The sequence below is a fragment of the Bacillus sp. A1 genome (genome assembly GCF_042296235.1).
GTDB lineage: Bacteria > Bacillota > Bacilli > Bacillales > Bacillaceae > Bacillus > Bacillus velezensis.
Genome location: NZ_CP141181.1, coordinates 3883106 through 3895716, shown reverse-complemented (window position 1 = coordinate 3895716; position 12611 = coordinate 3883106). Strand labels below are relative to the sequence as shown.

The 12611-nt window shown below is 46.2% G+C and carries 13 protein-coding genes; 11 read left to right on the top strand and 2 right to left on the bottom strand.

The genetic code is table 11. The features are described 5' to 3' along the window. The first annotated feature begins 206 nt into the window (after positions 1–206). From U2H13_RS19215 to U2H13_RS19180, 8 genes are read left to right on the top strand one after another with little or no spacing between them, the layout of a single operon-like run. On the top strand, positions 207–1034 hold the full coding sequence (locus U2H13_RS19215; RefSeq protein WP_021494696.1) for a hypothetical protein: 828 nt from the start codon (positions 207–209) through the stop codon (positions 1032–1034). A gap of 45 nt (positions 1035–1079) precedes the next feature. Next, a complete protein-coding gene (locus U2H13_RS19210) occupies positions 1080–1589 on the top strand; it encodes a hypothetical protein (protein ID WP_021494697.1) in 510 nt (169 codons plus the stop codon). Then, positions 1571–2164, top strand: a complete 594-nt coding sequence (locus U2H13_RS19205) for a hypothetical protein (RefSeq protein WP_021494698.1) — start codon at positions 1571–1573, stop codon at positions 2162–2164. Before U2H13_RS19210 ends, U2H13_RS19205 begins: the two co-directional genes overlap by 19 nt. Before the next feature lie 14 nt (positions 2165–2178). Beyond that, complete coding sequence (locus U2H13_RS19200) at positions 2179–3024, top strand: DNA-binding protein (RefSeq protein ID WP_021494699.1); 846 nt, start codon at positions 2179–2181, stop codon at positions 3022–3024. A 1-nt stretch (position 3025) separates the two neighbouring features. Next, positions 3026–3391 (top strand): YxiJ family protein, encoded by a 366-nt coding sequence (locus U2H13_RS19195; RefSeq protein WP_376700594.1) that lies wholly within the window; start codon positions 3026–3028, stop codon positions 3389–3391. Between the two features lie 16 nt (positions 3392–3407). Beyond that, the gene (locus U2H13_RS19190) at positions 3408–3668 is read left to right on the top strand and encodes a hypothetical protein (RefSeq protein WP_021494701.1); all 261 of its coding nucleotides are present in this window, start codon (positions 3408–3410) and stop codon (positions 3666–3668) included. 55 nt (positions 3669–3723) lie between these two features. Continuing rightward, positions 3724–4098, top strand: a complete 375-nt coding sequence (locus tag U2H13_RS19185; protein ID WP_128497011.1) for a hypothetical protein — start codon at positions 3724–3726, stop codon at positions 4096–4098. Between the two features lie 54 nt (positions 4099–4152). Beyond that, a complete protein-coding gene (locus tag U2H13_RS19180; protein ID WP_376700593.1) occupies positions 4153–5592 on the top strand; it encodes a DEAD/DEAH box helicase in 1440 nt (479 codons plus the stop codon). Positions 5593–5622: 30 nt separating this feature from the next. Here U2H13_RS19180 and U2H13_RS19175 read toward each other — a convergent pair whose 3' ends face one another. Continuing rightward, entirely contained in the window at positions 5623–6873 is a 1251-nt protein-coding gene (locus U2H13_RS19175; RefSeq protein WP_376700816.1) for an MFS transporter, read from the bottom strand. A 171-nt stretch (positions 6874–7044) separates the two neighbouring features. On the opposite strand from U2H13_RS19175, the gene licT reads away from it, so the two are divergent. After that, complete coding sequence (licT, locus tag U2H13_RS19170; RefSeq protein ID WP_376700592.1) at positions 7045–7872, top strand: BglG family transcription antiterminator LicT; 828 nt, start codon at positions 7045–7047, stop codon at positions 7870–7872. A 235-nt stretch (positions 7873–8107) separates the two neighbouring features. Beyond that, positions 8108–8839, top strand: a complete 732-nt coding sequence (locus U2H13_RS19165; protein ID WP_021494705.1) for a glycoside hydrolase family 16 protein — start codon at positions 8108–8110, stop codon at positions 8837–8839. Between the two features lie 41 nt (positions 8840–8880). Here U2H13_RS19165 and citH read toward each other — a convergent pair whose 3' ends face one another. Beyond that, a complete protein-coding gene (citH, locus tag U2H13_RS19160; protein WP_376700591.1) occupies positions 8881–10161 on the bottom strand; it encodes a citrate transporter CitH in 1281 nt (426 codons plus the stop codon). Positions 10162–10361: 200 nt separating this feature from the next. Between citH and U2H13_RS19155 the strand changes: the two genes are divergently transcribed. Continuing rightward, positions 10362–12413: a catalase gene (locus tag U2H13_RS19155; RefSeq protein ID WP_103526494.1), complete on the top strand. Its 2052-nt coding sequence runs from the start codon at positions 10362–10364 to the stop codon at positions 12411–12413. Positions 12414–12611 lie beyond the last annotated feature (198 nt).

Here is a 12611-nt window from a genome sequence, read left to right as displayed (position 1 = left end):
ATTTTTTAGCATCAATCAATGACTTTGTTGTTATAATAGCAAACCCTTCCAAAAATAAGTCCTACATGAACCTGAACACTCTAAAAGTTGATGTAAACACTGAGTATAATGAAAAAATCATTTGGTTTGAATACGATGCAGCAGATTTATATATCATTGATTAATTTGATATAAATTCCAAAGTCTTAATCAACGGAGTGTTGCTGATGTTAGAACTTACTGCGGAGCGGGTTGGTTCATATGAAAGGGAAAATATCATTTATTTCAATGTGGGCAGGGATGATCAGTTATTTATTGTGTCTGTGCATGATCACAAAATAATATTAGAGGTTATGAAAGGAAGCTCTCTTTTAATCAAAAAAGAGTTATGCGGCTTTTCTGAAGATGCCCATTTCTATCTGATTGATTCGTATAATGACACAATCGTGATCGTTTACCTGGAAAATCATACGTGTCAATTGGCCGCATACTGCGTAAACAGTAATAAAATCAATCCGATTTGTTCTTTTCTATTAAGCGCCAATGTATTTCATCTGGGTGAGGATGGATTATTATGGATCGGATTAACGGACGAGGGTATGTATGATGAGAGAAACCCTCAAGGGAAAGCGATATTTGCTTTTCATGCAGAAGACAGAACGTTTTATTTTGAGGATGATTTTAAAGAAATGATGCACGAATGCTATGCCGTACAATCGATCAAATCTGATTTGTATGTATGTTTCGAGGGAGAGGATTGCTGTGTCATCGGGCATTATCAGATTGGACGGGACAGAATTCGTACTGTTGCAGAATATGTGCTAAACGGAGATCAATACTCCTATTGTGACCAGCTGTCCGTTTCGAAAAATAGAGTGTTGCTGATACAGAATCATGAGGATAACGTATTTGCATTTCATGAAGAGAGCAAAGGGTTATCAGAGGCTGACGTCATGATACATGGTATTGATAGAAAAGAAGAAACAGCGTACAGAGCCGTTCAGAACCGCATTTTTATCTTTAATGGTAACGATTTATATTTGGTAAAGTTTTGATACTTCTGTGCAGCATGAAAATATCCTCTAAGGAAGTACCCAGCTATGAGAAAAAAGTTAATTGACAAGCTTGAAGAAAATAAGAGGAATCTTTTAATGAAACGTGTTTGTGCCGGGTTAACATCTTGTGAAGAATCAGGGTTTGTTTATCAATTTGCCGAGGCAGAACAAAGCAGGAAGATATTAGAGAATGTATTATCGAACTCTTTCCAAAGTGCAGTGCGTGAAGTTGATATAAGCGGCAGGGAAGCAGCTGTATCGCTTATTTTAGAGACCATTGCGGATGTGGGGATTGAACGGAAGAATGATTTCGTTTATCTGTTTCATCCGTATAGTGATGAAGTCGGCGCTATCAAATGTGCGCTGAAGGATTGTGCAAATCATCTGCACTGTCTCATGAATTTTATTGATTTTGAAGGCCGGCAGCTTTCTAACAGCTTTATTGTAGTTGAGCCGTCCTTCCTATTTGCTATCTGTTTATTTCACACAGAATACGGCTGTGAGCTTGCGTATAAACCGCCGAAGAGAGGTACAAGATGCACCCCTTTTTTATAAAGGACACAAAGGAATCGGCAGTCTTTCAATCCCAGATATATTCCTTATTTCATGAAGACAAAACGTTGCCCGAACAAGTATTTAAACAACAAAAACATTATTATCTATTCGAGGAATTCCACTGGGTCTTGTCTGAAGAAGGCTGGATGATGCTCAAAAGTTTGGCGCATCATCATCACGATGAATTTATCTTAATGGCTGTTCTGGAACAACCTGATGATATGAATCGGTTTCACGTGGAATTCGGCTATTTTGACTGGTTAAAGATTCCTTTAAATATAACCGAAGATGAATATCTTTCAATCTTAACTGATTATCCAAAGCACAGTAAAAATGACTGCATAATGAATATTGCATCCCGCGTCGTATGGGCTTCACCGACTTTCAAGTGGGCGATTTACGGAGAGAGAGAATTTGAAATTTGTATTTTAGGCATTGATCAGGAGATTGCGGGAAAAACGTTAGAATCATGGAGGCCGTTAGATGATCATGTTTTAGACTGGATATCAGTTGTATTCCCGGATCAGATCGTTCCGGATGAATTTCAAAAAAAGCTCGCCGCGCATTATAAATAGCAAGGGGCAATTACATGAAAATAAAAATGAACAAGATACACGATGAATCAGTAAAAGGATGTTTTTGTCACTTTGACAACTGCGGACGTCAGTATCTTGGACGGCATCAGAATGGCGGTCTCTCGTTTACAATCACGGATGAATCCGGCGATACCCGAGTGATTCATATTGATGAACAAATTCCGTGTGAGGATATTATGCTGTTTCAACAGAGTTCGGCTGACAGGTATGTGCTGATTTTCTTTGAATCGCATGAGCATAAAGTGAAGGTATTTTCAGCAGATGGAACAGAACAAAGTGCATTTTCTCTGCCTTCAGGGGTTTCATGCAGTCTTTTGGACGAAAAACAAAACCTTTGGATCGGTTTAAGTGATGAAGGCATTTATAGCGATGAAAATCCTGATGGTCAAAGTGTGCTGTGCTTCACTTTAGACGGACAATTAAAGGAAACTCACATTGATCAGCAGCTTTCAGAAATATATGCGCCCGTTGTAGATGACTGCTATGCACTTGCAGAAAAAGACGGACTGATCTACATGCTGTATTACGCTTATACAGTCATTGCTGCGTTTGATGAAACCGACGTGAAACGAGTTTGGATTATTTCTGATAAAACATATTCCGGGGTTTACGACCAGCTAGCGATTTCAGATGACGGGTTTTGGATATGCAAAGATGATCATTCACTGTCTCTCATTCCGGCTGATGTCAGTCTGCCGATGCAAGAGATAACGTGCTGTGATGCGGATGGCGATGAGCTTTCCGGGCATCAGCTGAAGCTGACTAGCAATGCCATTTACGCGGTCTCGAATTCAGGGATTTATAAGCGGGATATCAGTAATGGGAAAGCGGCTAAATGAGATGTTAAGATCCAACAGATATTCTTTAAATAATGACGTCATCAGAAGCTTGAAATTACACAAAAAAGAATTAGAGGGTCCGCTGCCTTCAGATGCAGGAAGATTTGAAGAAGACTTTGAGGGTACCGCCTGCGCTGGGGATTTTTATGAGTATTTTGCGCTTATCTGCGGCAGCTTAGATTTTGTTTTGGCGAATAAACAAATGCCTGCGCGGCAGCGTAAAGCGTTATATAAATTCTTTTTTGAGCTTTATCCGCAATATGTGCAGCTGAAAAACGCTTTAACAGATTATCCGGAGCTCAGCCGGGAAATCGGGCGGCACGAACGGGCCAGGAGGCTGTTAGTCAGCATTTTAAACAAGAAATGAAAGGCAGGCTTCTAACGTGAAAGAACCCACAAGAGCAGAATGTCTGAAGAAGGCTAATCTGATCCTGAACGGTCAAGCGGCGAGGGAAGAAGTGTCGGATTGGGCATGCGAGTACGTGGCTGCAGATGATCCGGAGGTTGAGGATGAAAACGTTTGGGAGATGCTCGTGTATTTGAGCGGGTTTGATCTGAAAGATTCGCCTGATTCGTATCTGCATACGATTGAAGAATTAAAAGATTGGGTGCAGACTTATAAAGAAATTCATAAGGGTTTGTAAGAAAAATTCATTTGAGTCAGACATGCCGATTCAGCTGAAAAAAAGGAGGCACAAAATGGAGTGGCACAAACATGAGAAAGCAGTTCTGCTGAGGCCGGATTCGCCGGGTTGTTTTGAATTGACGGAGTTTACGTTCTCTACCGGGTATAACGAGTATTATGATAAAATCCCGGTATTTGAGCTGAAGCTGACTGATGGACAGTATGATGCTGTGCTGCGGTTTGAAGGTGTGTGCTCTGCCCGTCTGGATGATCTTGAAAGCATCACCGACATCCGTCTGGATATCAGCCCGGTCGACGGCGGCTGGGAATCGATACGCTATTATGTCGATGACGTGGAAGGAAGCATGAGCTTTTATTGCGCCAAATGGGTCGTGCTTGACATGAAGAAAAAGCAGTCCTCCGAATGGCCCGGCAAAACGTCAGGGTAAAGCGGCGGCGTTTCGCGTATAATGAGGGGAGTTAGACAGAGAAGGAGTTTATTCATGAGCGAATTTAAAGATTTTTCTATCAGCCCCGACATCGCAAGAGCGTTGGAAGGACTTCAATATACCGAGCCGACTGAAGTGCAGCGGCGCGTCATCCCCGCCGCGCTGCAAAAAAAAGACCTCGTCGTCAAATCGCAGACGGGCAGCGGCAAAACCGCGGCTTTCGGCATTCCGATCTGTGAGCTTGCGGAATGGGAGGAAAACAAACCGCAGGCACTGATTTTAACGCCGACCCGCGAGCTTGCGGCGCAGATTAAAGAAGATATCACGAATATCGGCCGTTTCAAACGGATAAAAGCCACGGCGGTTTTCGGAAAAGCTTCTTTTGACAAACAGAAAACCGAACTGAAGCAAAAAAGCCACGTTGTTGCCGGAACGCCGGGGCGTGTGCTTGATCATATAGAGAAAGGGACGCTGCCGCTTGAACGGCTGGCGTATGTGGTGATTGACGAAGCGGATGAAATGCTGAATATGGGATTTATTGAACAGGTGGAAGCCATCATTCAGCATCTGCCGAAAAACAGAGTCACCATGCTGTTTTCAGCGACGCTGCCGGATGACGTCGAGAAGCTGAGACGCACATATATGAAAGACCCTGAATTGATTGAAGTAAAAGCGGAAGGCCTGACGACAAAAGACATTGAGCATTTTGTCACCAGAACAGAAGAAGAGGACAAAACATCTTTGCTGCGTGATGTCCTGATCACCGAAAACCCGGACAGCTGCATCATATTCTGCCGGACAAAAGAAAGAGTCATCCAGTTAACCGATGAGCTGGACAGGCTGGGCTACCCTTGCGATAAAATTCACGGCGGAATGGTGCAGGAAGACCGCTTTGACGTCATGAATGAATTCAAGCGCGGCGAGTTCCGCTATCTCATTGCGACCGACGTTGCCGCCAGAGGAATTGATATTGAAAACATCAGCCTCGTCATCAATTATGATATTCCGCTTGAAAAAGAAAGCTATGTGCACCGCACCGGCAGAACGGGCCGCGCCGGACACCGCGGACGGGCCGTCACGTTTGTGACACCGTCTGAATCGCGGTTTCTGAATGACATTGAGACATATATCGGTTTCCGCATCCAGAAGCGGGAGGCGCCGTCCGAGAAAGAAACAGCGGAACGGAAAGCGGCTTTTGCGGAAAAACTGAACGCCCGCCCCGATGTCAAAACAGACAAAAGCGAACAGTTAAACAAAGACATCATGAAGCTGTACTTTAACGGCGGGAAAAAGAAAAAACTCAGAGCGGTCGATTTTGTCGGAACAATTGCGAAAATCGACGGCGTTTCAGCTGATGATATCGGGATTATCACGATTCTGGACAACGCATCGTACGTCGAAATTCTGAACGGCAAAGGCCCGCACGTTCTTGACATCATGAAAAATACGACGGTCAAAGGCAAAAAACTGAAAGTCCATAAAGCCAAGAAATAAAAAAGAAAGCCTGCCGCGTGCAGGCTTTTTTTACGTCGTCTCCTCGGGGACGAACGCAAGGATGCCAATCCCGATTACAAACAAAATGATCAGGCTGAACACGGCGGCTGACGAATTTCCGGTCAGCTGGGCGGTGACGGCAATCAAAAGCGGGCCGATAATCGAAGCGAACTTGCCGAAAATATTATAAAAGCCGAAAAACTCATTGGCGTTCTGTTTGGGGAGAAGCTTGGCAAAGTAAGAGCGGCTCAGCGCCTGAATACCTCCTTGGGAAGTGGCGACAAGCATAGCCAAAACCCAGAAATCAAAAGCGGAATCCATAAAATAAGCATACGTGCAGACAATCATATACACGCCGATTCCGGCATAAAGCATCGTTTTTCCTTTAAACCGTTCGGCCAGCCGTCCGTACAAAATCGAAAAAGGCGCGGCGACGACCTGTGTGACAAATAAAACAATCAGCAGATTTGCCGCGCTGATGCCGAGGTCAGCCCCGTATGACGTGGACATCGTAATGATGGTGCCGACACCGTCGATGTAGAAGAAATAGGCGAGCAGAAACAAAAACAGCGCCCGGTGCTTCCTGATCTGCTTCAGCGTTCCGGCCAGCCGTATAAAACTGCTGAGTACAAGCCGCGGCTCTCTCTCGATATAATAGCGCTGGCGGACGCGGAGTAGGAGCGGGATCGAAAACAGCCCCCACCATGCCGCCGTAATCAAAAAGGCAATGCGGCCGGCAGCCTGGGCGGACAGCGGAATCACCTCCGCTTGTGCTGAAAGAATGACGGCAATGCTGAGGAGAAAAGGGATCGTGCTGCCGATATAGCCCAGTCCAAATCCCCTGGAGGACACCATATTCATCCGCTCCTTTGCGGCCACATCAACGAGAAACGCATCATAAAACACATTAGACCCGGCAAAGCCGATCGTGGAAATCGTATAACAAATTAATAACAGCATCCAAGATTCGCCGGGAATCAAAGCCAGCGCGGCGGTGCCCGCCACACCGATCAGAAGAAAGAAGGCAAAAAACCGTTTCTTGCATCCTTTGTAGTCGGCAATCGTACCTAAGACGGGGCCGAGCATCGCCAAAATAAAAGTCGCGGCGGCAATCGTATAGCCCAAATAAGCGGTAGAATCAGCCGCGCTGACACCGTTTTCCGCTGCCGCGGCTTTAAAAAACAAGGGGAACACCGCCGTCATAATAATGACCGAATAAGCTGAATTGGCCCAATCATACAGCATCCAGCTGCTTTCTTCTTTCGAAAACCGTTTCATCACACACGCTCCTTCCCAAAAACCGGTTCTCTGCATTATATGCGCCTCATCCGCATCGTTGGACAAAGACTTCTGAACGGCGTTTTCTGATTGACATGGAGATATTGACCTAGTTCAAAAAGGATGTACAATCAAGGTGTAGCAGGTAAATGGTCAGGCGGGAGGGAGACAGAATTGAAGATTGCGAAAGTCATTAATAATAATGTCGTCAGTGTGCTCAAAGAAGGCAACCAGGAATTGGTCATCATGGGCCGGGGCATTGCTTTTCAAAAGAAAACGGGAGACACGGTAGATGAAGCCCGCATTGAGAAAGTGTTCACGCTCGATAACAAAGATGTATCCGAAAAGTTCAAAACCCTTTTGTATGATATCCCGATCGAATGTATGGAAGTATCCGAAGAGATTATCAGCTATGCGAAATTACAGCTCGGCAAAAAGCTCAATGACAGCATCTATGTGTCGCTGACCGACCATATTAACTTTGCGATCCAGCGCAATAAGAAAGGGCTGGATATCAAAAATGCCTTACTGTGGGAAACGAAACGGCTGTACAAAGACGAATTTGCAATCGGCAAACAAGCGTTGGCCATGGTAAAAAACAAGACTGGCGTGTCTCTGCCGGAGGATGAAGCAGGCTTTATTGCGCTGCATATTGTCAATGCCGAGCTGAATGAAGAGATGCCCAATATCATCAACATTACAAAAGTCATGCAAGAGATTTTGAGAATCGTAAAATACCATTTTAAGATTGACTTCAACGAGGAATCACTTCACTATTATCGGTTTGTCACCCACTTAAAGTTTTTCGCGCAGCGTCTTTTTAACGGCACACATATGGAAAGCCAGGACGACTTTTTGCTGGAGACAGTGAAAGAAAAGTACCATCGGGCGTATGAATGCACGAAGAAAATCCAAACATGCATTGAGAGGACGTATGAACACAAGCTCACCAGTGACGAGCTGCTGTATTTAACGATTCACATAGAAAGGGTAGTCAAATAAGCATAATGAAAGCGTTGGCATTTTTTTCTTCATTCACATATGATCTTGTTAGGATTGTTACTAATAAGCAGGCAAAACCTAAATTACAATGAGCGCTGATCATTTCTGTTTGTGCTGATGGTAATTTAGGTTTTTTTAAGATTCATTATTATCATTATTCTGACCGATGTCCCCTTTTAACAGAATCATGTATGATCGATAAAGAAATCGTTTTCAAAGAAAGGGGAATGCCGACATGTTTTATTGTATGAAACGAGTGCTGCTGCTTCTTGTCACTGGATTGTTTTTGAGTTTGTGTGCGATCACTTCTACTGCATCAGCTCAAACAGGCGGATCGTTTTTTGAACCTTTTAACAGCTATAACTCCGGCTTATGGCAAAAAGCAAATGGTTATTCCAATGGAGATATGTTCAACTGCACGTGGCGTGCAAATAATGTATCAATGACGTCATCAGGTGAAATGCGTTTGGCGCTGACAAGCCCGTCTTATAACAAGTTTGACTGCGGGGAGAACCGCTCCGTTCAAACCTATGGCTATGGACTTTATGAAGTCAGAATGAAACCGGCTAAAAACACGGGGATCGTTTCATCGTTCTTCACTTATACAGGTCCAACGGATGGCACTCCTTGGGATGAGATTGATATCGAATTTTTAGGAAAAGACACGACAAAGGTTCAATTTAACTATTATACAAATGGCGCGGGAAACCATGAGAAGGTTGCGGATCTCGGATTTGACGCGACCAATGCCTATCATACGTATGCGTTCGATTGGCAGCCAAACTCTATTAAATGGTATGTCGATGGGCAATTAAAACATACTGCGACAAGCCAAATCCCGACAAACCCGGGAAAGATCATGATGAACTTGTGGAATGGGATAGGTGTCGATGACTGGCTCGGTTCCTACAATGGTGTAAATCCGCTATACGCTCATTATGACTGGGTGCGCTATACAAAAAAATAATGTACAGAAAAGGATTTCCGCTGGCGGAAATCCTTTTTTAATTAAAACGAAATAATCCCAATCAAAAGCGCCGCAATCGTCATCACAATCGTTGTCCCCACGGCCCATTTGATGGTGAATTTTTGATGATCGCCAAAGCTGACGCCCGCCATTCCGACCAATAGATAGGTGGATGGCACAAGCGGGCTGAGCAGATGCACCGGCTGGCCCAGCAAGGAGGCTCTTCCGATTTCAGCGGCGTCTATTCCGTAAGCGGAAGCGGCTTCGGCGATGATGGGAAGCACACCGAAGTAAAAGGCGTCATTTGACATGAAAAAGGTGAAAGGCATGCTGGCAATCGCAGTGATCAACGGCAGGTGCGGGCCCATGGCATCAGGGATGAGGGAAACGAGAGAATGCGCCATCGCATCCACCATTTTTGTGCCGGAGAGAATGCCTGTGAATATGCCTGCCGCAAACACCATTGAGACAACGTTTAACGCATTACCCGCATGCGCTGAAATCCGTTTCTGCTGCTCTTTGACATTTGGATAGTTGATCATCAAGGCGATGGCGAACGCGATCATAAAAAGAACAGGGATGGGAAGCAGGCTGGTGATCAGCGCGGCCATCAGAGCAACAGTCAGCAGCAGGTTGAACCACTGGAGAGCGGGACGCTTCAGCGGCGCCGCCCCCGGCTCAGAAGACGGCGCGTGTTCAATTGAAATGACACCGAGCCGCTTCCGTTCTTTTTTTCCGAGGAGATAAGCAACGGCGATCACCCAGAGAACGCCGGCAATCATAGCGGGAATCAGCGGCGTAAAGACTTCCGACGTGTCCAATTTCAAGGAAGCCAAAACCCTCGCCGTCGGCCCGCCCCACGGAATAATATTCATGACGCCCGAACCGAGCATCGCAATCCCCGCCAGCACCAAACGGTTCATGCCGAGCCGTTTGTAAAGGGGCAGCATTGCCGCAATCGTAATCATATACGTTGTTGTCCCATGTCCGTCCAGCGAAATGGTCATCGTCAGAACTGCTGTGCCGATGGCGATTTTTAACGGATCCCCTTTGACAAGCGATAGGATTTTGGCAATGAGGGGATCAAACAGACCTGAGTCAATCATAATGCCGAAATACAGGATGGCGAATAACAGCATAATCCCGGTAGGAGCGAGGTCTGTAACGCCTTGAATCATCATCTCGCCGAGATCTTTGCCAAATCCGCTGATCAGGGCAAACACAACAGGAACGACAATCAAAGCAATAAGAGCGGAAAGCCGATTAGACATAATAAGATACATAAAGACAATCATCATCACAAAACCGAGTATGGCAAGCACGATATGACCTCCCCTGTTCAACAGCTATTTTGGTAAGCGCTTTCACAATTTATTTCTGTGAAAATGGCTTATTTCAAAATGTGTATGACCGCATATGTAAATACAGACCTAAAATCCTAATGAGCGGATCAGCAGTTTATATGAAGAACGCCGCGGGTAAATGTGCTGTAGAATGTTTCGTTTTAAAAGGGGGAACTGACATGAGTGATGATCAAAACAAACGAGTAAATGAACACTCAAAGGACGAACAGCTGGAGCAGTACCGGTCTGATAACAGCGGCAAAAAAATGACGACCAATCAGGGGCTTCGCGTGTCTGAGGATGAACATTCTTTAAAAGCGGGCGTCCGCGGCCCCACGCTGATGGAGGATTTTCATTTTCGTGAAAAAATGACGCACTTTGACCACGAGCGGATTCCGGAACGGGTCGTTCATGCGCGCGGGTACGGCGTTCATGGGCATTTTCAGGTGTACGAACCGATGACGGAATATACACGGGCGAAATTTTTGCAGGACCCGTCTGTCAAAACACCTGTTTTCGTCCGTTTCTCAACAGTGGCGGGCTCCAAGGGGTCAGCCGACACCGTCCGTGACGCCAGGGGATTTGCGACGAAGTTTTATACTGAAGAAGGGAACTATGACCTCGTCGGAAACAATATTCCGGTGTTCTTCATTCAGGACGCGATTAAATTCCCGGATCTCGTTCACGCCATAAAACCGGAACCGCACAATGAAATGCCGCAGGCTGCGACGGCTCATGATACGTTCTGGGATTTTGTCGCAAACAATCCTGAATCCGCGCACATGGTCATGTGGACGATGTCTGACCGCGGCATCCCGCGAAGCTATCGGATGATGGAGGGCTTCGGTGTGCATACGTTCCGTTTCGTCAACGAGAAAGGAAAAGCGCGCTTTGTCAAATTCCACTGGAAACCCGTGCTCGGCGTTCATTCCCTCGTATGGGATGAAGCGCAGAAAATTGCCGGGAAAGATCCCGATTTCAACCGCCGCGATCTGTGGGAAACGATTGAAAACGGCGGCAAAGTCGAGTATGAGCTCGGTGTTCAGATGATTGACGAAGAAGATGAATTTAAATTTGATTTCGATATCCTTGATCCGACGAAGCTGTGGCCGGAGGAGTTGGTTCCCGTCAAGCTGATCGGAAAAATGACCCTCGACCGCAATCAGGACAATGTCTTTGCGGAAACGGAACAGGTCGCCTTTCATCCGGGAAATGTCGTGCCGGGCATTGATTTCACCAATGATCCGCTCCTGCAGGGACGGCTTTTCTCTTATACAGATACACAGCTCATCCGTCTTGGCGGGCCGAATTTTCACGAGATTCCGATCAACCGGCCGGTCTGCCCGTTCCATAACAACCAATACGACGGCTACCACCGGATGACGATTAATAAGGGCCCTGTCGCCTATCATAAAAATTCTCTGCAGAACAATGATCCGTCGCCGGCCTCAGAAGAAGAAGGCGGATACGTTCATTACCAGGAAAAAGTAGAAGGCAGAAAAATCCGCCAGCGCAGTGAGAGCTTCAATGACTATTTTTCTCAGGCCAAGATGTTCTGGAACAGCATGTCTCCCGCCGAAAAAGAACATATCATCTCCGCGTTCTGTTTTGAGGTCGGAAAAGTGAACAGCAAGGATGTGCAGCAGCAGGTGGTTGATGTCTTCAGTCATGTCGACGCCGGGCTTGCCGAGCGTGTTGCGAAAGGAATCGGCGTGAACCCGCCGCCGAAGGACCGTGAATCTGATGAAACGTTCACTTCCCCTGCCTTAAGCCAGGAAAACACGGTGAAGACGGCAGCGACAAGGCAGGTTGCGGTTTTAACCGACCACGGGTTTTCTGATGAGAAAGTCAAACAAGTGCTTGACGCATGCAAACAGGCGGGAGTCAGAGCCGATATCATCAGCCCCGCGCTGGGAACCGTCAAGGGAGAAAACGGTACGGAGCTCGAAGCGTCAGCCACTTTCCTGACAGTGGATTCCGTCCTGTACGACGCTGTTTTCATTCCGGGCGGAAAACAAAGCACAGACAGCCTCAAAGCCCAAAAATCGGCCAGAGACTTCGTCAACGAAGCTTTCAGCCATTACAAAGCGATCGGCGCCTCCGGTGAAGGAAAAGAACTTCTCGCCCTCGCCGCCGGAACCGAAAGCGGCCCCGGTCTTGTTCCGGACGGAAACCATGAACAATTTCTGAAAGCCGTGGCTGAGCATCGGCATTGGGACAGAAACGTATAAGAATGAAAAAGCGCCTTTGATGAGAGGGGCGCTTTTTTCTTGTGAAAGAATATTGGGAGAAAACGAAAATTGCTTCCGTACAAATCCGTATCTTCCGCTGTCCGGGACATTCAGACAACAGGTTTAGAGAGTCAGGGCATGCGCTATTTAAAGCAAGCGGGTTGATGAAATAATATGTTTCACCCTCTTTGGTTTACT

What these genes read in the sequence shown, in the direction of transcription:
- U2H13_RS19165 (WP_021494705.1), top strand. Translation starts at nt 8,108, where the DNA reads ATGTTTTATTGTATGAAACGAGTGCTGCTGCTTCTTGTCACTGGATTG.
- U2H13_RS19210 (WP_021494697.1), top strand. Translation starts at nt 1,080, where the DNA reads ATGAGAAAAAAGTTAATTGACAAGCTTGAAGAAAATAAGAGGAATCTT.
- U2H13_RS19215 (WP_021494696.1), top strand. Translation starts at nt 207, where the DNA reads ATGTTAGAACTTACTGCGGAGCGGGTTGGTTCATATGAAAGGGAAAAT.
- U2H13_RS19200 (WP_021494699.1), top strand. Translation starts at nt 2,179, where the DNA reads ATGAAAATAAAAATGAACAAGATACACGATGAATCAGTAAAAGGATGT.
- U2H13_RS19195 (WP_376700594.1), top strand. Translation starts at nt 3,026, where the DNA reads ATGTTAAGATCCAACAGATATTCTTTAAATAATGACGTCATCAGAAGC.
- U2H13_RS19180 (WP_376700593.1), top strand. Translation starts at nt 4,153, where the DNA reads ATGAGCGAATTTAAAGATTTTTCTATCAGCCCCGACATCGCAAGAGCG.
- U2H13_RS19205 (WP_021494698.1), top strand. Translation starts at nt 1,571, where the DNA reads ATGCACCCCTTTTTTATAAAGGACACAAAGGAATCGGCAGTCTTTCAA.
- U2H13_RS19185 (WP_128497011.1), top strand. Translation starts at nt 3,724, where the DNA reads ATGGAGTGGCACAAACATGAGAAAGCAGTTCTGCTGAGGCCGGATTCG.
- U2H13_RS19155 (WP_103526494.1), top strand. Translation starts at nt 10,362, where the DNA reads ATGAGTGATGATCAAAACAAACGAGTAAATGAACACTCAAAGGACGAA.